Source organism: Flavicella sediminum (assembly GCF_006381105.1).
GTDB lineage: Bacteria > Bacteroidota > Bacteroidia > Flavobacteriales > Flavobacteriaceae > Flavicella > Flavicella sediminum.
On record NZ_VDET01000001.1, the window covers coordinates 11144 to 36741 of the forward strand.

The 25598-nt window shown below is 33.9% G+C and carries 15 protein-coding genes, 1 tRNA gene and 1 pseudogene; 11 read left to right on the plus strand and 6 right to left on the minus strand.

Annotated elements, in window-relative coordinates; genetic code table 11:
* Positions 1 to 165 precede the first annotated feature (165 nt).
* From FGM02_RS00055 to FGM02_RS00065, 3 genes and pseudogenes are all read left to right on the plus strand, one after another.
* A complete protein-coding gene (locus FGM02_RS00055) occupies positions 166 to 2715 on the plus strand; it encodes a glycoside hydrolase family 2 protein (protein ID WP_139955707.1) in 2550 nt (849 codons plus the stop codon).
* Between the two features lie 72 nt (positions 2716 to 2787).
* Positions 2788 to 3864: a peptide chain release factor 1 gene (gene prfA / locus FGM02_RS00060; protein WP_139955709.1), complete on the plus strand. Its 1077-nt coding sequence runs from the start codon at positions 2788 to 2790 to the stop codon at positions 3862 to 3864.
* A 341-nt stretch (positions 3865 to 4205) separates the two neighbouring features.
* Positions 4206 to 6611 (plus strand): annotated as a pseudogene (locus FGM02_RS00065) (TonB-dependent receptor domain-containing protein).
* 168 nt (positions 6612 to 6779) lie between these two features.
* Here the strand turns inward: FGM02_RS00065 and uvrB are convergent.
* A complete protein-coding gene (gene uvrB / locus FGM02_RS00075; RefSeq protein ID WP_139955715.1) occupies positions 6780 to 8768 on the minus strand; it encodes an excinuclease ABC subunit UvrB in 1989 nt (662 codons plus the stop codon).
* 168 nt (positions 8769 to 8936) lie between these two features.
* Between uvrB and FGM02_RS00080 the strand changes: the two genes are divergently transcribed.
* From FGM02_RS00080 to FGM02_RS00090, 3 genes are all read left to right on the plus strand, one after another.
* Positions 8937 to 11681 (plus strand): TonB-dependent receptor, encoded by a 2745-nt coding sequence (locus FGM02_RS00080; RefSeq protein ID WP_139955717.1) that lies wholly within the window; start codon positions 8937 to 8939, stop codon positions 11679 to 11681.
* 73 nt (positions 11682 to 11754) lie between these two features.
* Positions 11755 to 12792 carry a phytase gene (locus tag FGM02_RS00085; RefSeq protein WP_139955719.1) on the plus strand — a complete coding sequence of 346 codons (1038 nt, stop codon included), beginning with the start codon at positions 11755 to 11757 and terminating at the stop codon, positions 12790 to 12792.
* A 112-nt stretch (positions 12793 to 12904) separates the two neighbouring features.
* A tRNA-Asp gene (locus FGM02_RS00090) sits at positions 12905 to 12978 on the plus strand.
* Positions 12979 to 13579: 601 nt separating this feature from the next.
* Here FGM02_RS00090 and FGM02_RS00095 read toward each other — a convergent pair.
* Both FGM02_RS00095 and FGM02_RS00100 read right to left on the minus strand, forming a co-directional pair.
* Positions 13580 to 14662 (minus strand): ABC transporter permease, encoded by a 1083-nt coding sequence (locus FGM02_RS00095; RefSeq protein WP_139955721.1) that lies wholly within the window; start codon positions 14660 to 14662, stop codon positions 13580 to 13582.
* Between the two features lie 9 nt (positions 14663 to 14671).
* Positions 14672 to 16789, minus strand: a complete 2118-nt coding sequence (locus FGM02_RS00100; RefSeq protein ID WP_139955723.1) for a carboxy terminal-processing peptidase — start codon at positions 16787 to 16789, stop codon at positions 14672 to 14674.
* Positions 16790 to 17061: 272 nt separating this feature from the next.
* On the opposite strand from FGM02_RS00100, the gene surE reads away from it, so the two are divergent.
* The 5 genes from surE to FGM02_RS00125 all read left to right on the plus strand — a co-directional run bounded on the left by surE (position 17062) and on the right by FGM02_RS00125 (position 21902).
* Positions 17062 to 17832 (plus strand): 5'/3'-nucleotidase SurE, encoded by a 771-nt coding sequence (gene surE, locus FGM02_RS00105; RefSeq protein ID WP_139955725.1) that lies wholly within the window; start codon positions 17062 to 17064, stop codon positions 17830 to 17832.
* A gap of 1 nt (position 17833) precedes the next feature.
* A complete protein-coding gene (locus tag FGM02_RS00110) occupies positions 17834 to 18121 on the plus strand; it encodes a hypothetical protein (RefSeq protein WP_139955727.1) in 288 nt (95 codons plus the stop codon).
* Positions 18122 to 18124: 3 nt separating this feature from the next.
* Positions 18125 to 19237 (plus strand): lipid-A-disaccharide synthase, encoded by a 1113-nt coding sequence (gene lpxB, locus FGM02_RS00115; RefSeq protein WP_139955729.1) that lies wholly within the window; start codon positions 18125 to 18127, stop codon positions 19235 to 19237.
* Positions 19238 to 19272: 35 nt separating this feature from the next.
* The gene (locus tag FGM02_RS00120) at positions 19273 to 21258 is read left to right on the plus strand and encodes a ComEC/Rec2 family competence protein (RefSeq protein WP_139955731.1); all 1986 of its coding nucleotides are present in this window, start codon (positions 19273 to 19275) and stop codon (positions 21256 to 21258) included.
* Positions 21259 to 21350: 92 nt separating this feature from the next.
* Complete coding sequence (locus FGM02_RS00125; RefSeq protein ID WP_139955734.1) at positions 21351 to 21902, plus strand: 3'-5' exonuclease; 552 nt, start codon at positions 21351 to 21353, stop codon at positions 21900 to 21902.
* A gap of 4 nt (positions 21903 to 21906) precedes the next feature.
* Here the strand turns inward: FGM02_RS00125 and FGM02_RS00130 are convergent, their stop codons facing one another.
* The 3 genes from FGM02_RS00130 to FGM02_RS00140 are packed head-to-tail and all read right to left on the minus strand — an operon-like array spanning position 21907 to position 25593.
* A complete protein-coding gene (locus tag FGM02_RS00130) occupies positions 21907 to 22422 on the minus strand; it encodes a thioredoxin family protein (protein WP_139955736.1) in 516 nt (171 codons plus the stop codon).
* A gap of 25 nt (positions 22423 to 22447) precedes the next feature.
* On the minus strand, positions 22448 to 24211 hold the full coding sequence (locus tag FGM02_RS00135; protein ID WP_139955738.1) for a peptide MFS transporter: 1764 nt from the start codon (positions 24209 to 24211) through the stop codon (positions 22448 to 22450).
* A 38-nt stretch (positions 24212 to 24249) separates the two neighbouring features.
* Entirely contained in the window at positions 24250 to 25593 is a 1344-nt protein-coding gene (locus tag FGM02_RS00140; RefSeq protein ID WP_139955740.1) for a peptide MFS transporter, read from the minus strand.
* Between the last annotated feature and the right edge of the window lie 5 nt (positions 25594 to 25598).

Below are 25598 nucleotides of genomic sequence, written 5' to 3' on the forward strand. Positions count from 1 at the left end.
ATGAAAGTCAGCATTCATTTATTGGCTTGCCAATAACTAGACATGAACTAGACATTGGTTTGGAACTGATAAATATCATAATCTTTAGGGGCTTGTGTTCGTTGCTTTGAGGTAAGTTTATTCTATGAAACTACTTAAAAAGCAAAACAATAAATTATAAAACGTATGAAACGATCACTAAAAATAACAACAATTCTGTTGTTTGCTTTTTGTTTTATCCAAAAGGGATTTGCACAACCGAATACGACATTTTCACATGAAGAAAGTGAGCAATCTGTTCGAGATTTTAGTGGAATGAAATGGAGTATGAAAATGATGCTGCCAGGAGAAGGGGTAAAACGAGGCTTGCATAAATTACCTCCGGAAGATATTGAAACTTTAGTTTGGAATGCGGCAGAAATCCCCGGAGATGTGTATACAGATTTATGGAAAGTAGGTGTAATAGAGGATCCTTATTTTGGAAGAAACAGCGTTAAGGCACAATGGGTACAACAATACGAATGGTGGTACGCATATCAGTTTAGGGTAACTGAAGGAATTGAAGACCAGGTGGTCGATATTAAATTTGAAGGTGTAGATTACAGTTGTGAAGTTTGGTTAAATGGTCATTATTTAGGAAAGCATGAAGGGGCATTTTCTGGTTTTTCGTTTCCAGTAAATGAATATTTAAGAATTCATAAACATGATTATTTAAAAGGTCAGAACATGCTTGTTGTAAAATTGGACCCTGCTCCTCAGGTAAATGCATTTGTGGCGGGTAAGAAAACGCCATGGTTCGGTGATTATTGGAGAGACTTAGCTCCAATGGGGATTTATCGTCCAGTTAAAATGGTGCGCACAGGAAAGGTTCGTTTTAATGATGTGTATGCAAATACAAGTCTTTATAAAGATGGTTCTGCGGATGTGAATCTTGAATTTACTTTAGAGAATACCAGCCCAGAAGCTCGTGAGATGGAGGTAATGGTTTCGTTAGAGGGTAAGAACTTTGAGATGAAACCGATGGAGCTTTCTTTTTCTAAAGTAGTGCAACCGGGTTTGCATAAACTTGAAAAGAAAATTCACATAAGTAGCCCGAAGTTATGGTGGCCATGGGATTTAGGTGCGCCAAATTTATATACCGCTAAAATTTCTTTAAAACAAGCAGGGGTAAATCATGATGTAAACGAAACTACTTTCGGAATTCGTGAAGTTACGTCAAAATGGAATCCTGGCTTTGTTAAGAATGTAGATGTAAGTTTTCCAAGATCTACGTATATCAATGGTAAATTTCACTTTATTCGTTCAGCCTGTTGGGGAGGTCCTGTAGATATTTTTACGGGGCGAACAAATAAGCAAGAGTATTTTGAATTGATTCGTTTAGCCAAGGAAATGAATTTGAACAACATTCGTATTTTCGGATGGCATCCTCCTGAAATACCTGAGTTTTATCAATATGCGGATGAAATGGGAATGACGATATGGCAAGATATGATTCCTTTGGGAACAGGGAATATTCCTATGGATGAAGAAAATATTTCTGAAATATTTAATGAAGGTGTTAAGGTTATAAAGGAACGTAGAAATCATCCGTCTTTAATTATGATGGAAGGCGGAGAAGAAATGATGTTTAGAACTCGTGATCCTAAGGCGGGAAGAAAATTTTTGGAAAGACTTGGTGATTCCTTACAGCATTATGCAAATTTACCTTTTGTGCCAGATTCACCTATGACCGATCATGTTGCGCAAGAGGCGGGTTTTAAACCTAAAGAAGCGGTACACGCCTTGCGTTATTTTTATGATATGGGGCAATGGCTGCATGAAGATTGGTATCAAACCAAAGCAAGTGGGTATCCTATTGTTCCTGAATTTGCAATCACTTCGGTTCCATCGGTAGAAAGTTTGAAAAAGTTTATTCCAAAAGATGAAATGTGGCCTCCTGGGCTAAGTTGGGGGCATCATTGGGCAGATTTAACACGATTACGTATGCAAAATTGGGATGTGTTTGGAGATGAAATGAAAGGGTCTTTAGAAGAGTTTGTGAATGCTACACAAGACGCGCAAGGAATTATTTTTCAAAACGGAATTGAGTACTTTCGAAGAGCTAAACCTCATTTAAGTGCCATAGCTTTGTGCCATTATATTACATATTGGCCGGATATGAAATGGGGAATTGTAGATAATTACCAAAAACCAAAACGCTCGTATTATTTTGTTCAAAAGGCATTTCAACCCTTGTTAATCAATTTTGAATTTACCAAAAGAAGATGGCATAAAAATGAGCCTTTTGTTGGAAATATTTGGGTTATTAATGATTTTTATAAATTGTATGAAAATTGTAAAGTAAACTTTGTTATTAAAAATGATAAAGGGAGAGTGGTTTCGAAAAAAACATTTAAGATCTCTAAAGTTCAAGAAAATAGCGCTGAGAATTTCTTTGCAATTGAAGAAACTGTATTGAAAAAAGTAAAGAAGAAGTTTTATTTAGAATTGGAACTTTTAGACAAGCAAGGAAAGGAAATATCTCATAATAATTATTTCTTTTTGATAGGAGATCAAGAAGCTGCCACAAAACATTTTAGAGCGTGGAAGCAAAAGCGATTAAAAGCAGAAAATGGAAATGGACATGGTGGGTATGGTACTTACTATTTTTACTTTGATGAAATGACAAGAGAAAATGGGAAAGATTATGAAAGTGGAGTTCAAATACCTAGAGCTAAGGGCTTTGAAGTGAAATAAACAATCGGAAAGAATAGAGCTTTAAAATAATAAAAAATCGTAAATTTGCCTTTCTTAAGCAAAGGACAAAAAATGTTAGATAAACTAAGAATATTTAAGCAGCGTTACGATGAAGTATCAGATTTGATCATTCAACCTGATATTATCATGGATCAAAAACGTTATGTGAAATTAAATAAGGAATATAAGGATTTAGGGCAAATTGTTGCAAAAGCGAAGGAATACGAAGCTGTTTTGACCAATATTGCAGAAGCTAAAGAAATTATTTCTGATGGGTCAGATGCCGAAATGGTAGAAATGGCTAAGATGGAATTGGAGGAAGGAAATGGTCAGATTCCTAAATTGGAAGATGAAATAAAATTCATGTTGATTCCTAGAGATCCTGAAGATGCAAAAAATGTAATTGTTGAAATTAGAGCCGGTACAGGTGGTGATGAAGCAAGTATTTTTGCAGGAGATTTGTATAGAATGTATACAAAGTTCTGTTCTGATAAAGGATGGAGAACGGAAGTGGAAGATATTAGTGAAGGAACTTCAGGTGGATTTAAAGAGATTATTTTCAGTATTTCTGGTAACGATGTGTATGGAGATATGAAGTTTGAATCGGGAGTACATCGAGTACAACGTGTACCGCAAACTGAAACCCAAGGACGTGTACATACCTCTGCAGCTACTGTAATGGTATTGCCGGAAGCTGAAGAGTTTGATATCGATATGAAACAAAGTGATATTCGTGTTGATTATTTTTGTTCTTCAGGACCAGGTGGTCAGTCTGTAAATACGACCTATTCTGCCGTTCGATTGACGCACGTTCCTTCTGGATTGGTGGCGCAATGTCAAGATCAAAAATCACAACATAAGAATAAAGACAAGGCAATGAAAGTATTGCGTTCTCGTTTGTATGAGCAAGAATTAGAGAAAAAATTGGCTGCAGATTCTTTAAAAAGAAATTCTTTAGTAGCCAGTGGAGATCGTTCTGCAAAAATTAGAACTTACAATTATCCGCAAGGACGTGTAACCGAACACAGAATTGGCTTGACCTTGTATGACTTGTCGAATGTAATTAATGGAGATATCCATAAAATTGTAGAAGAGCTAAAATTAGCTGAGAATACTGAGAAATTAAAAGAATTGGGTGAAGCATTGTAAATAATTCACTTTCTTATAAAATGTTAAAAGCGATTAGAAATTTATTTTCTAATCGCTTTTTAACTTTGTTAACCAAAAACTTTGTTCATAATCGAAACAACTTAAAAGGGGTAGAGTCGAGTCTCTTATGACACTAACATTTAATATGATACTCAAATATACATTCTTATAAGCTTGTATACAATACTCATTAATCATGAAATATAATTCTCCCTATTTATAGGGAGGGGAGTTTTTTTAATCAACACAGTACTATGTGTTGCATAGTACCGTATTAGTTGTATCTTTGTCGGGTAGAAATTAATTTTAGTAAATTGTTGCTTAAAAAAAATGTACCAACCATGAAAAGAATACTATTGTTTGCCGTACTTCTGTTTTCACTGAGCGTGAATGCAAATGAGTTGAATTTAAATACCGCTCGACTAGGGATTATAACAGGGAGAGTTTTAGACGATGAGACGAAAAGTCCATTGCCCTATGTAAGTATTATTGTAAAACATGTAGATGGAACAATAACAGGTGGAGTTACCGATGATGATGGGAACTTTACGGTTAAGGGCATAGCTTTCGGGAAGAATTCGGTTGAAATTAGTTTTATCGGTTACAAAAGCATTGTAAAATCCATATCATTAACAGATGAAAAACCAATGATAAAATTGGCAACACTGTATTTAAAGGAGTCTTCTAATACTTTGGATGAAGTTACGGTGATTGCAGAAACATCAACGGTAGAACAAAAGATAGACCGGAAAGTAATCAATGTAGGAAAGGATTTGACTTCGGCTGGCACAACAGCATCTGAGTTGTTAAACAATGTACAATCTGTTTCTGTAGATAGTCAGACAGGCGCAATCAGTTTGCGTGGTAATGAAAACGTTCGAGTGCTTATTGATGGAAAGCCATCAAACATGAATGCAGGAGAGTTGTTGAAACAAATTCCTTCTACTTCAATAAAAAGTGTTGAACTCATTACCAATCCTTCTGCAAAATACAATCCGGAAGGAATGAGTGGAATTATTAATATTGTGTTGCATAAAAATGCGAATATTGGTTTTAATGGTTCTGTAATTGCAGGTGTTGTTAGAGGATTGAATTCTCGTTACAACGGTTCTTTGGATATGAATTTTAAAAAGGGAAAGGTCAACTTTTTTACAAATTATGGGTACAAAACAGGGAAAAGTGATAACTATGGTATGGTTGACAGAAAAGATGGAAGTTTTTTACAAGACTTTACTTTTGATGACGATCGTACTTCACATTTATTAAAGTTTGGTGCAGATTATTATATCAATGATAAAAATACATTTTCAGTATATACCATTCAAAATAATTCAGACAACTATGCTACTGGGCGGACAATTATTACCAATGATTTGGGAGCTATAGAAAATAATAGTCCAACTACAAGTGCTGTTGACAATACTTCTGAAACTTACAATTTTAATTATACGCTAGATTTTAATAAAGAAGGTGAGCGACTAGAATTAGAAGCAAATATTTCAACAAATAAAAACCCTGAAGTAGCCAGTTTTAAAGATGAAATAAATTCAGATGACCAAAATTTAAATTATCAAGATGAGATTAAAAATACACGGACAAATAAATTGTACAATTTAGATTATACCAATCCAATTAGTAAAACTGCAAAACTAGAGTTGGGTTTAGAGGCTCGTTTTAATGAGAGTTCCAATGATAGAAAAACAACACAAGAAGATGTGGAAAATTCTAATTTTGAATACAATCGAACTATCTATTCTGCTTATGTCAATTACAATCAGCAAATAGATAAAGTTTCTATGCAGTTGGGTGCTAGATTGGAGCAATATGAGGTAGAAGGAGATTTTACTTCCGGAACGACGAATGAGCCGTATACAGATGAAATATTTACCGTATATCCTTCAGTGTTTGTAACCTATGCTGCAAACGAGAAAAATCAATTTCAATGGAGTTATAGTAGAAGAGTAGATAGACCTTCCTTAGAGCAGGTTAACCCAATTAGGCAGTGGAGTACACCGCAAATTACTTCTATTGGAAATCCTGAATTAGAGCCGCAGTTTACCAATTCTTTTGAATTTAATTATACCAAAAACATAAACAAAGGATCTATTACGTTTGGTACTTTTTATAGAGAGGTAAATGCTAATATTTCTCGTATATTAAATGTAGATGCAATTAATAAAGAGAAAATTGAATTGTCTTACGCTAACTTACCTAAAAGCGATCGGTATGGAGTGGAATTGTCTTTGAATTATGCTTTGCGTAATTGGTGGAGAATTAATGCCAGTACGGATTTGTATGTTCAAAAAGAAAATGGAATTTCAGCCATTAAAAATAATGCTGATGAATTTGAGTAGCAACCAGTCACGGCGACAAACAATGCGTTTAATGTAAGAATTAACAATAGTATTTCTGCAACTAAAAAATTACGTTTTCAGTTGTTTGGAATGTATAGAGGTGGAGCTAACGGAATTCAATTTAAGGTAGATCCAATGTGGATGGTAAATTCAGGAGCAAGTTATACCGTGTTAAACGGAAAAGGAACCCTAAGTTTTAGAGTGAATGATATTTTCAAATCAATGAGATTTAAATTTGATACTGAGCGACCTATTCCTCAATTAGGACAGTTTAATTGGGAAAGTAGAACGGCTTATTTAAGTTTTATGTATCAATTTGGAGGTGGTAAAAATAAAGCAAAACAACGAAAAAGAAGAGACTCCAATGAGACTCAAGGTGGAGGTTTTATATAAATTAAAAAAAGGCATCTAAATTTATTTAGATGCCTTTTTAATTAATACTTTTTCATAGCAATTTATCGTATTAATCTAATGCTTAACAAATATAAAGAATGTTTATGTTAGTAAAGTACTTGGTTTTAGTGAAATATAAATCTAGCGTTTTTTGCTAAGTACAAATACTTAATTTAATTTGCTCTTTAATTCAGCAATTTCATCTCTTAGTTTAGCTGCTGCAAGAAAATCTAAATTTTTGGCTGCTTTTTCCATGTCTTTTCTTTTGGCTTGAATTCTTTTTTCAATTTCTCCTTTGGTAAGGTAAGTCAAATCTGTTTCAGCGGCAATATTTGAATCCATAGAAGAATAAGAAGTACCTTGATTTTCAATTAATGAATTGTCGGTACTTTTTCTTATTTGTGTTGGGGTAATATTATTTCTAGTATTGTAGTTTATCTGTTTTTCTCGTCTTCTGGCGGTTTCAGAAATAGTAAGCTCCATACTTTTGGTGATTTTGTCAGCATATAAAATAGCTTTCCCATTTACATTTCTTGCGGCTCTACCAATAGTTTGCGTTAAAGATCTGTGGGAACGTAAAAAACCTTCCTTGTCGGCATCTAAAATTGCTACCAAAGAAACTTCGGGTAAATCCAAACCTTCTCTTAATAAATTGACACCTATTAATACGTCAAACAAACCTTTTCTTAAATCTTGCAATATTTGTACTCTTTCCAAAGTATCTACATCAGAATGAATATAGCGACAACGAATTTGTATACGTGTTAAAAACTTGGCCAATTCCTCTGCCATTCTTTTGGTTAAGGTGGTTACTAAAACACGTTCGTCTAATTCTATTCTTTGTTGTATTTCTTCTGTTAAATCATCAATTTGGTTTAAACTTGGGCGGACTTCAATAATGGGGTCTAATAAACCAGTGGGTCTAATTACTTGTTCAACAAACAAACCTTCGCATTTTTCCAATTCATAATCTGCCGGAGTTGCACTGACATATAAAACTTGATTTTGAATTTCTTCGAATTCTTCAAACTTTAACGGTCTATTGTCCATAGCAGCAGGAAGTCTAAAGCCAAATTCTACCAAATTTTCTTTTCTAGATCTATCGCCTCCATACATGGCATGGGTTTGTGGAACGGTAACATGACTTTCATCAATTACCATTAAATAATCATCAGGAAAGTAATCTAACAAACAGAAAGGTCTTGTCCCAGGATTTCTACCGTCTAAATATCTAGAATAATTTTCAATTCCACTACAATAGCCCAACTCACGAATCATTTCTAAATCAAATTCGGTACGTTCTTTTAATCGTTTAGCTTCTAGGTGCTTTCCTATCTCTTTAAAATAATCTACTTGTTTCACCATATCTTCTTGAATTTGATGAATGGCATTTTGAAGTATGTCGGGAGAGGTAACAAATAAGTTGGCAGGATAAATGTTTAAGGAATCAAAACTTTCCATGATGGTGTTGTTTTCTACATCAAAAGATTCTATTTCCTCAATTTCGTCACCAAAAAAATGAACCCGATACGCAAATTCTCCATAAGAAGGATAAATCGTAATCGTATCGCCTTTCACTTTAAACGTCCCGCTTTTTATTTCTGTTTCTGTTCTAGAATATAAACTGGTTACCAACATGTGTAAAAACTTGGTGCGGGCAATCACTTGGTCTTTTTCAATAGTAATAACGTTTTTCTTAAATTCAACGGGGTTTCCAATACCGTACAAACAAGAGACAGAAGCAACAACCAAAACGTCTCTTCTTCCTGATAACAATGCAGAAGAGGTACTTATTCTAAGGCGTTCTATATCTTCATTGATAGATAAATCTTTTTCAATAAAAACACCACTAGAAGGAATGTAAGCTTCTGGTTGGTAATAATCATAATAGGAAACAAAATATTCAACAGCATTGTTTGGGAAAAAATGTTTGAACTCGTCATATAGTTGCGCAGCAAGGGTTTTGTTGTGTGCAAGTATTAAAGTTGGACGGTCAATTTGTTCAATAACATTTGCTACAGTAAACGTTTTACCAGATCCGGTAACGCCAAGCAGTGTTTGGTATTTCTCTCCGTTGTTAAGTCCTTGAACCAGTTGCTTAATGGCTTCAGGTTGATCGCCGGTAGGTGTGTATGCAGATTTTATTTTGAATTCCATGAAGCAAAAATAAATGAACTTATTTTAAAAAACATTTAAATTAACGTTAATCGCTTAATGATTTTGAAACATTAAAATGACACAAAGGTAAATTGTAGGTAAACTAATGGTAGCAATGAGTATTTAGGTTTGCAGGGAATTAAAAAACAACTGTTAAACAACTAAAAAATGAAAAAAATTACATTGTGTGTTTTATTGCTATTGGCCCCTATATTGACATTTGCTGCTGCAAATTCAATTATTAGAGGAAGGGTTTTGGATGAAAATAATTTACCCTTACCAGGAGCCACAGTTTTAATAGAAAGCTTAAAGTTAGGAACTGTTACAGATATTGATGGGTATTTTTCAATATTGAATTTAGAAGAAGGAAAATACAATATTAGTGTGAGTTATTTTGGTTACCAACCGCAGGTAAAAGAATTGAATTTAGAAGATTCTCAAACCTCGGTATTGGAATTTAAAATGGAGCTGGCTTTGAATAGCTTAAATGAAGTTTTGATCAAAGGAAGTATAGCAAACGGACAAGCGAAAGCTTTGAATAAGCAAAAGAATAACGATAATATTACCAATATTGTATCTTCAGATCAGGTAGGTAAATTCCCGGATGCCAATATTGGAGATGCTTTGAAAAGAATTCCTGGTATTGCTATGCAAAATGACCAAGGTGAAGCAAGAAATATTATCATTCGAGGAATGGCGCCACAGCTAAACTCGGTAACGGTAAATGGAGATCGTTTGCCTTCTGCAGAAGGAGACAATAGATTGGTGCAAATGGATTTAATTCCTTCTAATATGATCCAAGCCATAGAGGTAAACAAAGCGGTGACTTCAGATATGGAAGGAGATGCTATTGGTGGTTCTGTAAATTTAGTTACACGTTCAGCACCTTCTGGCTTTAGAGCAGCCCTTACCGGGTCTTTTGGTCAAAACCCAGTAAGAAATGGAGACCGATATGATGTAGCCGTTTTGGTGGCAGATAGAATGTTGAATGATAAATTAGGCGTGGTGGTTAGTGCAACTCATAATTCAAATGATTATGGTTCTGACAATGTTGAGTTTGAGTGGGAAACACCTTCAGTTTTAAAAGAACACGACATTAGAAGATACGATGTGAAAAGAGTACGTTCAAGTATTTCTGCGAATTTAGATTATAAATGGAACAAGAATAATACCTTATTTATCAAGTCTATTTTCAACAAAAGAGATGATACCGAAAATAGATTTCGTACCCGTTATAAATACGATTCAGAAGATCAAGAATATAAAATTTCTAGACAAACAAAAGGTGGTATTGATAACGACGAGAACAATAACAGACGTTTAGAAAGACAAAAAACATCTCAGTATTCTATTGGTGGAGAACATTTGTTATTCAATATAGCAAAGGTAGATTGGAAAGTAGGTACTTCAAAAGCGAGTGAGGAAAGACCTAATGAACGTTATATTACTTTTGAGAATAAATTTGATGCAGCGTTGTTTACACAAAATGCAACTACAACAAAATTTCCATACATAACGGGGCCAGATAATATAGCTTCGGAGTATGAATTGGATGAGGTTTCTGAAGAATTTCAGTTTACAGAAGAAGAAAAATTAAATACACGTATCAATATTTCTTTGCCTTTACAAACAAAAGGAACTTTTAAAAATAGCTTAAAAGTAGGATTGAAATTCAATCACCAAACAAAGGAGCGTGTTAATAATTTTATAGATTATACAGACTATGTTGATGGTTTGGGGGTAAGTACTTTATCGGATGTTCCAAATTCTAGTCAGACCATAAATGGATTTTTAGCGGGTGACCAGTACAAAGCAGGTGTTTTTGCTGATGCAAGTTATTTGGGAAGTTTGAGTTTGGGAACTAGTAGTGCTGTTGGAGAACAGGTTTTCGGAGAATTTGTTCCTGTAAATTACAATGCCACTGAAAATATTTATGCTGCTTATGGAATGTTAAAACAAGAATTAGGTGAAAAGTTGTCTATGATTGTAGGTTTGCGTATTGAAAGAACTTCAATAGCTTATACCGGTTATGAAATTGACGTTGAAACAGCTTCTAGCTTAAACGATGCGACAGAAATAAAGGCAGAAAAAAACTATACAAATTGGTTGCCAAACCTTCAGTTTAAATACAGTGTTACAGAAAATGACATTGTACGTTTGGCATGGACCAATACCATTGGAAGACCTAGTTATTACGATTTAGTACCTTATAAAAGTGTGAATTCAGATGATATGGAATATGCACAAGGAAATCCGAATTTGAAAGCTGCTGCGTCTATGAATTTTGATTTGATGGCCGAGCATTATTTTAAGAATATCGGAATTATTTCTGCAGGTGGATTTTATAAGAAAATTGATCATTGGTTTTATACCTATAAAGACGATTCGTTTGTAGATGCTACCTACGGAACGGACGCTTTTGATTACGAGCAAGTACGAAATGGAAATGTGGCGGAAGTATATGGTGTAGAATTGGCATTGCAATATAAATTGGACTTTTTACCTTCTATTTTAAAGAATTTAAGTTTTTACGGAAACTATACGTACACAGATTCAAAAGCAGATGGTGTTGAAGGTAGAGGAAAAGTGAAAATGTCGGGAACTGTAAAAAACATGATCAACACTTCTTTGGCGTATGAAACAAGTAAATTCAATGCACGTGTTTCTTTAAATCATGCAGGGTCTTATATTGATGAATTTGGAGATGATGAAACAGAAGATATTTATTATGGAAAACAAACATTTTTAGATGTCAATTCTTCTTACCAAATAAGCAAAGGACTAAGTGTGTTTGCAGAAGCAAAGAATTTAACAAATCAAGGATTGCGCTATTATCAAGGGCATCCACAACTTACAAGACAAGCAGAATTTTATGATGTGAATTGGAATTTAGGCTTGCGTTACAATTTTTAATTTGAAATAGTTCATTGATTTTTGATATTGTGATGGAGCGATTCATCACAATATCTCATTTTATTTAGATACCATGAAAAATAGTATATATGTATTAATTTTTATTCTGATTTCTTGTCAGAATAAGAAGAACCCTGAAATTGTTTCGCTGCTAGCAAATGCCGAAACGAGTCCCGTAATCTCTGAAGATGATGCAGCAGATGATCCTTGCATTTGGATACATGCTAGCAATGCATCAGCCTCTAAAATAATAGGAACAGATAAAAAAAATGGCTTAGTGGTTTACAATTTGCAGGGAGAAATCGTTTCAGAATATCCCTTTGGTAGATTGAACAATGTAGATATAAGAACTCGTATTCAGTTGGGAGATTCGATAGTTACTATTGTAGGTGCTTCAAATAGGAGTTTAAATACCTTGGCTATTTTTAGTTGGAATGAAAATTCTGAGAAACTGGAATCTATTTTAAAAGAAGATTTGAAATCTAATTTGCAAGAAGTTTATGGGTTCTGTTTGTATTACAATTCAAAAGAAAAGGAGTTGTTTTCTTTTGTGGTAGGTAAAGACGGAAATGTTGAGCAGTGGCAACTTCGTTTGGTAAATGCTAAAATTGAAGGGGAGATAGTTAGAACTTTTTCAGTGGGGTCTATCTCGGAAGGAATGGTAGCGGATGATTATCATAACAACTTGTATCTTGCAGAAGAAAATGTTGCTTTGTATAAGTACAGTGCTCTTAAAAACGCAGACAGTTCAAGAACCAAACTAATTTCGGTTCACGACAAAAACATGAGGGATGATTTTGAAGGAGTAACTCTTTATGATCAAGGAGAAGGAAAAGGATACATCATCGTGTCTTCACAAGGAAATAATTCCTATGCTGTTTTTGATAGAGAAACAAATAACTATCTCAAAAGCTTTTCTATTGGTGACTCTGAAGAAATTGACGGGACTTATGACACAGATGGGATAGATGTAACCGCTGCTTTTTTGGGAAAGGAATACCCTGAAGGTGTTTTTATAGCGCAAGACGGAGCAAATACCCAAGGAAAAGATACCTTAACTCAGAATTTTAAAATCGTAGACTGGCGTCGTATAAAAAATATTTTAGACTAAGGTTTTGTAAATGAGAAGAGTAAAAAAAAACGTCAAAAAAAACATTCTTTTTGTTAAAAAAAGTTTGTGACATTTAAAAACTGCGCCTATATTTGCAACCGCTAACAGCAACGGTCTGGTAGTTCAGCTGGTTAGAATACCTGCCTGTCACGCAGGGGGTCGCGGGTTCGAGTCCCGTCCAGACCGCAAAAGGGAAGTTTATACTTCCCTTTTTTTTATGCTCTTTTTTCAAATTTCTTAGTATTAAAGAGGGTTTGCAGTGTTTTTCTTAGAAAGTAGACTAAATGAAATAAAGGTAAATAAAACTATTTTCGGTCCATATTTCGGTACGGTGTTATTTTTGTTTAAGTTTATCAGGCATTGAAAAAACATATTTATGGCTTCCTTAAACTTTTTTTTACGAAATAAATCTACTTTAAATGAAACTCTAATATCTCTAAAAAGGGATGAAAAATGGTCAGGTTCAAAAGCTATATGAGAATTCAAATAGATTTTTTTGTAAAATAAAACGAAGATTGGGAAGTAGTTATATAGATTTGATAAAAATGTTTTTACTAGGGATGTAATTGTTTGTTTTAGTGTGTTTTATGTTTTTGATTATTGAAGAAATATCTATAAAAAAAGAGCATCCATAAAAATGAATGCTCCTTATATTACAAATAACCTACCCCTAAGCGATTTGAATCACCATTAACATTTGTTAAAAGCTCTGCAAATATAGTGTGTATTAAAGTTACTGACTAGCGTATAAACCCCTGTTTTTGAGTTTTCTTTAAAATAAGTGCATTTAGTTGTTGTTTTTTACATCTAAGGCATCCCGTAAAGCATTTCCCATGAGCATAAAAGCCATAACTAGAGTCATTATTGCAATTCCGGGGATCAATGCCAAGTAAGGTTTTCCAAGAATGATATAACTAAAATGGTCTTTAATGATACCTCCCCAAGAGGGGGTAGGAGGTTGAGCTCCAATTCCTAAAAAGCTTAAGCCACTTTCAATTAATATGGAGGCAGCAAAATTAGCTGCTGATATTACAATAATTGGCGCCATGATATTTGGCAGTATGTGTTTAAAAACAATTCTGAAATTGGAAAAGCCTAAGGCCTTGGCTGCTTCTACATATTGCATTTTTTTTGAACTCATGATTTGTCCACGAACCACTCGGGCTACTTCTACCCACATGGTCATTCCAACGGCAATAAACACTTGCCAAAATCCTTTACCCAAAGCCAAAGTAATGGCTATAACTAATAATAGTGTGGGTATAGACCAAGTTATATTGATGATCCACATAAGAAAGGAATCTACTTTTCCTCCAAAATAACCCGCAATAGCACCAATGCTAATTCCGAGAATTAATGAAATAAAAACAGCGACAAATCCAATGAAAAAAGAAATTCGGGTACCGATTAAAATTCTACTTAATAAATCTCTTCCGTAGCGGTCGGTACCAAAATAATAGGTTTTTTCTTTGATGTAATTTTCTATAGGACCGTTAAATTTTGATATTGGAATTTCTTTTGAGGCCAGCTTGTTTGTTTTGAGTTGTAAAATAAGTGTGTCTCTTTCCATGCGGTAAGAGGAAATTGGGATTTCCGTAGCAGGGTGTTTTTTGCCGTACATGAATTTGCTGAAAAATCCTTGCTCTTTTGTGTTTGGAATGACAAGTAAACTTGTTTTGTAACCTGGAGCTTTGGAATGAATTTCTAAATGCATTTGATTGGCATTGCTAGAGGTGTCAGGTGCAATTAAATAACAAAATACAGCGATAAAACCACATAGCACTATGTACCAAAAAGAGAACACTCCAGTTTTGTTTTGTTTAAACTTCTGGAGTGCTAAATAGGATAGAGAATTTTTATTCTTTCTCATGTAAAATTTTTATTTTTTGGCAAGCAACGAATTGTTGTTCTTTTTAAGCTCACTTAAAACTTGAAGCGATTCGTCGATATAAATGTCTTTTGTCAAATTTTCATGCCATGCAGTTCTTTTACTACCTAATACACTGTCTTTTTTAATCAAAGACAATTCGTATAAAGGAGATGTGAATTCTAATTTAGAGCTGTGTTTGAAAACATCTTTAAATCCTTCACTTTTTTTCTCACGAATTTTTTGTTCCTCATTGGAAGCATTTAAATTTAAAGAATATTCATTGGTGTCCTGACTTTCTTTTAACCACTTGGCATATTCATTGATCAATATAAATTCTTTATTCTGAGAAATTCTCATTTTACTATTGCTAATCACGGCATCATAGTTTTTGTAATAATCCAAGCTGTTGTAATTTGCTTTTTTTATTTTATCCCAACCAAGTGGGTTGTCTTGTTCTCTTTCTCCAATACCTACATAACTATATTTACTTGGCATGGCAATGTCAGAACGGACACCTTCTAATTGTGTAGAACCTCCATTGATTCTATAAAATTTTTGAATAGTTAATTTTAAAGCCCCTAAATCTTCTGGGTAGTTATACGACTTGTTTAAAGGAATTACATTTTGTACAGTTCCCTTACCGTAGGTTTGCTCACTACCTATAATAACCGCTCTTTTGTAATCTTGCATGGCTGCTGCTAAAATTTCAGAAGCAGAAGCAGACAATTCATTGACTAAAATAACCAAAGGTCCGTCCCATTGAATTTTAGGATCTACGTCATCTTTTACAGCAGGTTCGTTGTCTCTATATTTTACTTGTACAATAGGTCCTTTGTCGATAAACAAACCACCAATTTGAATGGCTGTTCTTAAAGAACCACCTCCGTTATTTCTAAGGTCAATTAGCAATCCTTCAATTCCTTCTTTTTTCAAGTTTTCAATTTCTCGTTCCATGTCAGAACCAGAATCTCTTGATTCAGTATCGTTAAAATCGATATAGAATTTAGGAAGGTTAATTACCCCGTATTTTTTTCCGTCTTTATGTGCAATACTCGATTTTACAAAAGTTTCTTCCAATTCAACTACATCACGAATAATGGTTATTTTTTGAATAGAATTGTCTACTTTTTTTACGGTCAATACAACTTCAGTTCCTTTTTTTCCTTTAATTAATTTGATGGCATCGTCCAAACGCATTCCAACAATATCTTTACTTTCTTCATTTTTCTGAGCTAATTTTAAAATGATATCCCCAACTTCTAAGTCCCCTTGCTTCCATGCCGGACCTCCAGATATCAATTCTACAATTTTAGTGTAGTCATTTTTTTGTTGAAGTCGAGCCCCAATTCCTTCAATTTTACCAGAAATATTGATGTCAAATAATTCTTTTACTTTCGGAGCAAAATAAGTTGTGTGCGGGTCAAATTCTTCAGCAATGCTATTTACAAAAGTAGAAAACCAGTCGGTATGATCCAGCTCATTAATTCGTTTGTAAAAATTGTCCAAACTTTCTAAAGATTTTTCACGAGCTTCAGCCTCTAAAACAGCAAAAGAACGTTTTTTGTACTTGGTATCTTCTTTGGCTTTGTCTTCTTCAATTTCTAACAAAGTCTGAATTTTATTTAAGGTATTGAATTTCATTTGCTTTCTCCAATACTCCATCAATTCATTTTGATTTTTGGCAAATTCAATCGTTTTATAATCTACATTAATTTCTTCTTTTTTGTCGAAGTCGAATTTATGCTTTAAAATTTCTTTGTAAAAATTTTGAGATTCTGCCAAACGCAATTGGAAACGATCCATTACCACATTGTAAAATGTTAAGTCCTCTCTTTTCAGTTGGTCATCGATCAATGTTTCGTACTGAGAAAATTCTTTGATATCTTTTTGTGTGAAGTACCTTTTTATAGGATCCATCTCATCAATAAAATCAGCATAAACGGCTTTAGAAAAAGTGTCATCCATTTCTTTTGGCTCGTAATGCCAATTCTTTAAAATATAACGTAAAACGCCAATTAAAACTTTGTCTTTTTGAGGTTCGGCTTTTAAATTTAAAGAAAATCCAAGCAATCCGCCTGCTAGAATTAATATTGGGATGATTATTTTAATCTTTTTCGTGATGTTCATTTTGCTGAAATTCTAATGTTTAATCTTGATTTTCAATGAGGTACTTGTTTTTAGACGTGCGTCATTGAACTAATTTACTAAGATACAGTCATTTTTTTTGAAAAACATCTGTATGACTTGATTTTTTTTAGGGGAAAAAATACACGAATGTATATTTCAATTTACCTGCTACAAGGGTACAAAAAGAATTGAGTTTCGCTTCTTTATAAAATGTTAAATAATTGAAGTGCCCTGCACAAATTATAGTAAATTTGTGGCTGAAATTTACACGTATGAAAAACAAACCTTTAATATTAGTGACCAATGACGATGGCATTTCTGCGCCTGGAATTAGGAAGCTAATTGAAGTCATGAAAGAAATAGGTGAAGTGGTTGTAGTGGCGCCCGATAGCCCCCAAAGTGGAAAAGGCCATGCCATAACTTTAGACGCTACTTTGTATGTGAAGAAAGTAAAAACGGCAAGCCCTAAGGACTTGGAATTTGAGTGCTCTGGAACTCCAGCAGATTGTGTGAAATTAGGAATCAAAGAGGTGTTGAAACGGAAACCTGATTTATGTGTTTCGGGAATCAATCATGGTTCAAATGCATCGATCAATGTTATTTACTCAGGAACTATGAGTGCTGCTATTGAGGCTGGTATTGAAGGAGTTCCGTCTATTGGTTTTTCCTTGTTAGATTATGATTGGGAGGCAAATTTTGACGGCTTAGAGCCCTTTGTAAAGAAAATTGCTTTGCAGGTTTTAGCTGAAGGTCTCCCAGATGGTGTGGTGTTAAATGTCAATTTTCCTAAGCAAACGGAAACGCCTTATAAAGGAATAAAAGTAGTTCGCCAAGCACGTGCCAATTGGAATGAAAAATTTGACAAGCGAGTGAATCCAATGGGCAAAGAATATTATTGGTTAACAGGTGTGTTTGAAAACTTGGATGGAGGAAAAGATACCGATGAATATGTTTTGGAAAATAATTTTGTATCGGTTGTTCCTGTTCAGTTCGATTTAACAGCGCATCAATTTATAGAAACATTAAGCACTTGGGATTTATAAAATGAAAAAACAACAAAAAGAAATAGTCATCGGGTTTTTAGTTGCCATTTTTGCTACGCTTTCTGGTATGTATCTATATGTAGAATTGTTTTCAAAACATGGTTTTGCAGAAACTTTTCAAATGATTGAAGATGGTGATTTGTACGGGCAAATTATTACTTTAGGGGCTGTTTCAAATATATTTGTATTTTTTGTATACCTTAAAAAGAAACAAGAATTAAGAGCTAAAGGAGTTTTGATGGCTACCATAGTAATTGCACTTTTTACTTTGTTCACTAAATTTATTTAATCCATGAAATATTACATCATCGCTGGAGAAGCATCAGGAGATTTACATGCATCAAATATGATGAAGGCTTTAAAAGTAGCCGATAAAAATGCTGAATTCCGTTTTTGGGGAGGTGATTTGATGCAAAGCGTTGGAGGGACTTTGGTAAAACATTACAAAGAACTTTCCTTTATGGGCTTTTTAGAAGTTTTAAAAAACCTACCGACTATTTTTGGAAATGTGAAATTTTGCAAGGAAGATATTGCTGCTTACCAACCCGATGTTTTAATTTTTATTGACTATTCTGGGTTTAATTTACGCATCGCCAAATGGGCTAAAGAAAAGGGGTTTAAAACCAATTATTATATTTCACCACAAGTTTGGGCAAGTAGAGCAAAACGTGTTTTGGATATCAAAAGAGATATCAATCATATGTATGTTATTTTGCCGTTTGAAAAAGAATTTTATAAAAAATACGACTATGATGTTCATTTTGTAGGACATCCTTTAATTGATGCAATTGCCAATCGAAAAATAGTGGAGGAAGCTGCTTTTAGAAAACAGTACAAACTAAGTGAAAAACCGATTGTAGCACTTTTGCCTGGAAGTAGAAAACAAGAGATTACAAAAATGCTGACTGTAATGTTGTCTTTGGTAGCCGAATTTAAAGACTACCAATTTGTAATTGCGGGTGCTCCTAGTCAAGACTTTGCCTTTTACCAAACGTTTATTCAGGATCAAAACATCAGTTTTGTGAATAACCAAACTTACGATTTGTTGTCAATTTCTACAGCTGCATTGGTTACCTCAGGAACAGCTACCTTAGAAACGGCTTTGTTTAAAGTGCCACAGGTAGTATGTTATAAAGGAAGTGCTATTTCTTATCAAATTGCCAAACGGATTATTACATTGAAATTTATTTCTTTGGTGAATTTGATTATGGACAAGGAGGTAGTAAAAGAATTGATTCAAAATGATTTTACCAAAGAAAACTTGAAAACGGAGTTGACCAAAATTCTAGATTCCGATAATCAAAAAGCGATGTTGTCCACTTATAAAGAGTTGGAGCAAAAATTGGGAGGTGCGGGAGCTTCTTCAAAAGTTGCGAAATTGATCCTTAAAAATAATCAAGCTTAAATAAAAAGATATTTTTTTAGTAACTTTAAGTTGCTATGAAAAAAATACTTGACTTTGTGCCAGGGCATCTCTTGTTGCTCTTTGTTTTAGGCATTGTACTGCAATTTTATGGATCGATTATTTCAAGTCAAACCATTGGTTTTGGCTTGGTCATTCTTGTTGCTCTGGTGGTTTATGGTTTTGCAAAGCGTTTTCTATTTGTCGTTTTTCTTCCTCTTGGAATGTTGTTTTTATTTGTAGAACAAAATCCGGAATATCATTTTTCGAAGTATCAAAATGAAGTAAATCCGCTTAAAATTAAAATTACCGAAGTACTTGGTGCAACAAAATATAGTCATAAATATTATGCGGAAATAGTACAAGTTGCTACAGTGAAAACTGTAGGCTTGGTTTTGTTGAATTTAGAGAAGGATACCCTCTTGGCTCCACTTCAGGTTGGCGATTTCCTACTAACTAAAAAAAGCATCGGTAGTTTAAGAAAAGCTATAAATCCTTTTAGTTTTGATTATGCGGATTATTTGTATAAAAAAAATATCCGAGGACAACTTTTTTTGAAGGCAAAGGAATTTGTTCCGTTAGAAGAAATAAAACTTTCATGGGTGCGAAGTGCAGATTATTTCAGGAATTATATCATCGAAAGACTAAAAGTATACCTGCAAAATGAGGAGGTGTTAGGCATGACAAAAGCGATGATATTAGGACAAAGAGATGATCTATCCACAAGTATTTTAGAAAATTATAAAAATGCAGGTGTAATGCATATTTTAGCCGTTTCTGGGTTGCATGTCGGAATTTTATTAGGTTTATTAAATTGGTTGTTTCGGCCATTGTTGTTTTTTAAGAAAGGAAAAAATATCCGACTAGTTGTCGTTGTTTTGTGTCTTTGGTGTTTTGCATTTATAGCGGGTTTGTCTTCTTCAGTTGTTAGATCAGTGACCATGTTTAGTTTTGTTGCAGTAGGTTTGTTGTTTCAAAAAAGAGGAGCGATTGGTTATTCCTTGATTAGTTCTGCATTTGTTTTGCTCCTTTTACATCCGCTCTATGTATTCGATGTTGGTTTTCAGTTAAGCTATTCTGCCGTTTTTTCTATTTTATTTGTGCAACCAATTTTAGCAAGGTTTTGGAAGCCTAATTATAAAGTTCTCGATTATTTCTGGAGTTTGATTACGGTGTCGGTTGCGGCTCAAATTGGCGTATTACCAGTAAGTTTATATTATTTTCATCAGTTTCCAAGTTTGTTTGTTTTTAGCAATCTGGTGGTTATTCCTGCGGTTGGATTAATTTTAGTTTTGGGGTTTTTAGTTATATTGTGTAGTCTGTTTGCAGCATTGCCTAACCCGTTAATTTTCATTTACGAAACTATTATTGTTTATTTAAATAAATTTATAGCATGGGTGGCTAGCTATGAGCAGTTTGTCTTCAAACAAATTTATTTTAAAGAAGTAGAACTAGGTTTGCTATCCGTCCTGTTATTTTGTTTTTTCCTGTTTTTAAATACGAAAAGGGTAAAAGCATTTTTGTTTTTTTTGAGTACTCTTGTTTTATTTCAAATGCTCAGTATTCAAAATAAATTCAGGCATAAGAAGACAAAAGAATTGGTGGTTTTAGACGAGTACAAGTCGACTGTTTTGATAGAAAATAATGGAGGTGATTTGTTGATTTACCAGGAACAAAATAAGAAGTCAGATCAAAACATAATAGCATATCAAACTGGTGTAGGAGCTTATGCTATTGAAAACAGGGATGCATTACCTCGTGCGATTTCTTTTGAAGGAAGAAATATTCTACTGATAAATGAAGCTAAATTGTATGAAGTAAAACCGAAGTTGGTCGATGTGCTATTGCTTTGTAATTCAACAAAAGTAAACTTAGAACGATGTATAGAACGACTTCAACCAGAACTTGTTATTGCTGATGGATCAAATTATCCTTATCTAAAAGAATTGTGGGAAAGAACCTGTAAGCAATATAAAATTCCATTTTACGATACTGCTGATGGCGCTTATATTTTAAAACCTTAAACGAAAGTTTTGAATTGCTTTTTTTATTTTCATGGTAGAGAAGCTTCTTAATTCTAAGGCTCATTTTATATATTTGTAAAAAATAGAATTCCATGCAAAATGAATTAATTGTTCTAGATATTGAAACAACTGGATTAAGTCCGGTTAACGATTTTATTTTAGAATTAGGTATCGTAAAGTTAGATTTAGATACTGGTGAAATCACAACCTTATTTGATGCTGTTTTTAAGGATCCAAAATTAACTGCCAAACATCGAAATGCATGGATTTTTCAGAATGGTTATATGGAGCTTTCGGAGGTCAGAAATGCCAATCCTTTGTCTGATTATGAAGATGAAATTCAAGAAATTTTAGATGCGTACAAAGGAAAAATTACAGCTTGGAATCGTTCCTTTGATAGCAATTTTTTAGTGGCCAATGGCTTTGATTTAGGGGAAGATGTTCCTTGCCCAATGAAGGAAAGCACAAAGTTTTTTAAAATTTCTGGGACAAGAGGCTATAAATGGCCTAAAGCCCAAGAAGCTTGGGATGTGCTTTTTCCTTCGGAGCATAAAATAGAACAACATCGCGGTTTAGATGATTCTATTATGGAGGCTAAAATTATTTATGAACTAGTGCAAATAGGTGTTTATACGCCTTTTTAGAGTGTCATAATGAACTTTCAAAACTTGTTTCAAATGCTTCCCAAGATGTATGTGTGTATATTTCTTGTCCAAAAAATACCACAATTTTTTCCATGATCGTAGGTTCTAAATATCCCGGAATTCTATCTAGTATATTTTCCTCTTTGTTTAAAAATATGGTAGATGGATAGCTCATTTTTCCATTCAATAAATCGATAGCTAACTGATGGCTGCCCCGTCTTCCACGTGGCATGAATTTAAACACTTTTCCTTTGTAAACAATGCTATCTTTCTGTTCGGCATCTAATTTTATGGCATAAAAATCTTTGTTGATCAAGGCGGCTATTTTTTTATTATCGTAGGTGTTTTTGTCCATTTTTTTACAATAGCCACACCAATCGGTATATACGTCGATTAGAAATTTTTTCGGAGTTGTCTTATTCAGCTCCACAGCTTCTTCAAACGATAACCAATTAATATCTTGTGCTGTTGCAGGCAAACATAGCAAAATGAACAAAACGAATATGTGTAATTTTCTCATAAAGAAATAGTTCGGTTTTTCGATTCTATCTTACACCGTGCATTAGTTTTTTTATAACTGGATTAAGTAAAATAGCAATAATTCCAACGGCAAATGGTACAATTGTAAAAATTAAGAAAAAGCTACTTAAAGAATATTGTTCTGTAATTTTGTCAATCATTCCTCCCATAGAGCCTGCTGTTTTTTGTCCGATTGCAATGGCCAAGTACCAAATACCAAACATAAAGCCAATCATTCTAGGTGGTACTAGTTTGCTTAAGTACGAAAGGCCAACAGGTGATAAACACAATTCTCCCATGGTGTGAAATAAGTAGGCAGCAATAAGAAAAAACATACTGGCAGAAGCCGTTTTTGCTCCTTGTGGAATTCCTAAGGTACCATAGGCTAGAATACCGAAACCTAAAGCCAACAAACAAAGTCCTAAGCCATACTTCATAGCCGCACTTGGATTGTATTTACTTTCCCACCACTTAGAAAATAGTGGAGCTAAAGTGATGATAAAAAAGGAGTTTAAAATACCAAACCAAGAGGCACCTACCTCAGTTGTTTCTTTGCTAAATTCTCTGTTTATTTTCCAAATAACAATTCCCCATAAACCTATAAAGGCAATGGCTAAAATAATGTTGGAAGCTGGGATTTTGGTATAGGTTTTTTTAAATAATAACATTAAAACCCAAGTAATAATTGCCAAAGGACCTACTGTGAAAATTAAATCAATTATTTTAAAAATTAATGCGGAGGTACCTGATAAATCTCTAGCCGTATAATCTCTAGCAAAAATAGTCATAGACCCTAAAGATTGCTCAAATGCAGCAAAAAAGAAAACGGTAAATAAACCAAAAATAGCAACTGCAGCAATACGGTCTCTTACAATTTTTGAATAACGTAAGGTTCTTGAAATAATGAGCGTTAAAAATAGCACAACACCGGTCAGAATAACGACAGTTGAGCCGTCGTAACTACCAAGATTGAAATTGAGTAAGTTGATGTTGTGTATTTTAGATAATGGGTCGTTGAACAAATAAGTCACCCCACAAAGAGTAGAAATAATAACCAACATTTTGTCAATTGTAGTAAAAGGATTGGGTTTTTCTAAATTTAGTTCTTCTTCGTTTTTTGTAACTATTGCATTTTCTGTTTTCTTTTTAGAAGGCATTTCACCAATGCTTCCAAATAAATTTTTCGCCAATAAAAATTGTAACATTCCTAAAAACATAAAGATTCCTGCCAATCCAAATCCATAACTCCAACCTATGTTTTCAGCCAAATACCCACAAAGCATCATTCCAAAAAAAGCTCCTGCATTTACACCCATATAAAAAATAGTGTAAGCACCATCTTTTTTAGATTCTTTTCCTTTGTACATGGTAGAAATAATGGAAGTAATATTGGGTTTGAAAAAACCAGTTCCAATCACTAACAAACCTAATCCAATATATAGAGAAGCTTCCGTTTCAAAAGTCATGGCAGCATGCCCAAGGGTCATAATAATACAACCAATTACAACGGCCCATTTATAACCTGTATATTTATCAGCTACCAAACCACCAACTATTGGTGTTAAATATAAAAGGGAGGCGTAGGTTCCAATTAAAGCCATGGCATTTTCTCTAGCCCAATCCCAACCAGGATTGTCACTGACCATTGGAGCCGTTAAAAATAGGACCAATAAAATTCGCATTCCATAAAAAGAAAAACGTTCCCACATTTCAGTGAAAAATAAAATAAACAAACCTGTTGGATGTCCAAGTACTTTGTCTTTAAATAGATTTTCGATATCTGTGTTCATAGGGTATAAATTATAGGGTGTAATTTTATTTGATAATTTTAATGCTCGTTGTCTTCAGCTCCGTGCGTTAGTTTTTTTAATTTTTTAAAGAACAATCCAATCAGTAAAGCAAAGGCCATACAAAACAAGGCGATACTTGTAAAGATGGTAAATTCTCCATAATTTGATGCAGATTCGCCTAATAAACCAGCAAATTTACTTCCCAATCCAATAACCGCCCAATACAAGCCCATCATAGAAGATGCGTATTTTGCAGGTGCAAGTTTTGTGATAAAGGACATGGAAACAGGAGACAAACAAAGTTCTCCAATGGTATGAAATAAATAGGCTAAGACCAACCAAAACATCGCCGAGGATCCTGAGTTTTCAAATTGCACGGCAGCTCCGCTCATAAATAAAAATCCAACTCCTATAATTAAAAGACCAATAATCATTTTAAAAAGGGAAGTTGCCTCTTTGTTTTTAAGTTTTCGTTTGCTCCAAATAGTAGCCACCCAAATACCCAAAGTAATTATAAAAAATGCGTTTAGCGATTGAAACCAAGTTGCAGGAATTTCCATTCCTAATAAAAGGCGGCTGGTTTTTTCTTTTGTATAAATATTCATCAATCCTCCGGCTTGTTCAAAAGCAGAAAAGAAGACGATAATGATTAAAAAGGAAATCAATAAAACATAAATTCTATCTTTTTCTATTTTTGTTAATGCGTTGTTTATTCCGGGGTTGACTTTGTCGTTTTTTACCATTAAATCGCCAACGCCCACTAAATATTTTTGACCGAATATAAATTGAATCAAACCAAGTAGCATACATATTCCTGCCAAACCAAATCCATAATGCCAACCATGTACTTCACCAACATAGCCTACAAGCAAGCTAGATAAAAAGGCACCGACATTGATTCCTATATAAAAAATGATAAAACCTTTGTCTCTACGAATGTCATTTTTTTTATACAATCCACCTACCATGGTAGAAATATTTGGTTTTAACATACCAACTCCTAAAATAATAAAACCAAGTCCTGTATAAAAAGCCCATAATTGTTCATAGGCTAAAATAGAATGCCCTATAACTAAAAGGGAAGCTCCAATTATGACTGATTTTTTTTGTCCAAAAACCCGATCTGCTAAAAGTCCTCCAGGAATTGAAGCTACATACACCAACATGGTATACCAACCGTAAAGCGCTAAAGCTTCTCCGTTTGTCCAACCCAATCCGGGGTTTTTATCGGTCGTGCTTTGAATAAGGTAAAGGACAAATATGGCGCGCATACCATAGTAAGAAAATCGTTCCCACATTTCTGTAAAGAAAAGAGTGTAGAGTCCAACCGGATGACCAAATAATTCTTTTTCATGCGGTTTTTTTAAAGATATTTCGGCCATAGTTT

Excerpts from the sequence above, each read along its gene's own strand:
- FGM02_RS00085 (WP_139955719.1), top strand. The coding sequence starts at position 11,755 with ATGAAAAATAGTATATATGTATTAATTTTTATTCTGATTTCTTGTCAG.
- FGM02_RS00135 (WP_139955738.1), bottom strand. The coding sequence starts at position 24,211 with ATGAACACAGATATCGAAAATCTATTTAAAGACAAAGTACTTGGACAT.
- lpxB (WP_139955729.1), top strand. The coding sequence starts at position 18,125 with ATGAAATATTACATCATCGCTGGAGAAGCATCAGGAGATTTACATGCA.
- FGM02_RS00055 (WP_139955707.1), top strand. The coding sequence starts at position 166 with ATGAAACGATCACTAAAAATAACAACAATTCTGTTGTTTGCTTTTTGT.
- FGM02_RS00120 (WP_139955731.1), top strand. The coding sequence starts at position 19,273 with ATGAAAAAAATACTTGACTTTGTGCCAGGGCATCTCTTGTTGCTCTTT.
- FGM02_RS00140 (WP_139955740.1), bottom strand. The coding sequence starts at position 25,593 with ATGGCCGAAATATCTTTAAAAAAACCGCATGAAAAAGAATTATTTGGT.
- FGM02_RS00125 (WP_139955734.1), top strand. The coding sequence starts at position 21,351 with ATGCAAAATGAATTAATTGTTCTAGATATTGAAACAACTGGATTAAGT.
- prfA (WP_139955709.1), top strand. The coding sequence starts at position 2,788 with ATGTTAGATAAACTAAGAATATTTAAGCAGCGTTACGATGAAGTATCA.
- FGM02_RS00080 (WP_139955717.1), top strand. The coding sequence starts at position 8,937 with ATGAAAAAAATTACATTGTGTGTTTTATTGCTATTGGCCCCTATATTG.
- FGM02_RS00110 (WP_139955727.1), top strand. The coding sequence starts at position 17,834 with ATGAAAAAACAACAAAAAGAAATAGTCATCGGGTTTTTAGTTGCCATT.
- FGM02_RS00095 (WP_139955721.1), bottom strand. The coding sequence starts at position 14,662 with ATGAGAAAGAATAAAAATTCTCTATCCTATTTAGCACTCCAGAAGTTT.
- uvrB (WP_139955715.1), bottom strand. The coding sequence starts at position 8,768 with ATGGAATTCAAAATAAAATCTGCATACACACCTACCGGCGATCAACCT.
- FGM02_RS00130 (WP_139955736.1), bottom strand. The coding sequence starts at position 22,422 with ATGAGAAAATTACACATATTCGTTTTGTTCATTTTGCTATGTTTGCCT.
- surE (WP_139955725.1), top strand. The coding sequence starts at position 17,062 with ATGAAAAACAAACCTTTAATATTAGTGACCAATGACGATGGCATTTCT.
- FGM02_RS00100 (WP_139955723.1), bottom strand. The coding sequence starts at position 16,789 with ATGAACATCACGAAAAAGATTAAAATAATCATCCCAATATTAATTCTA.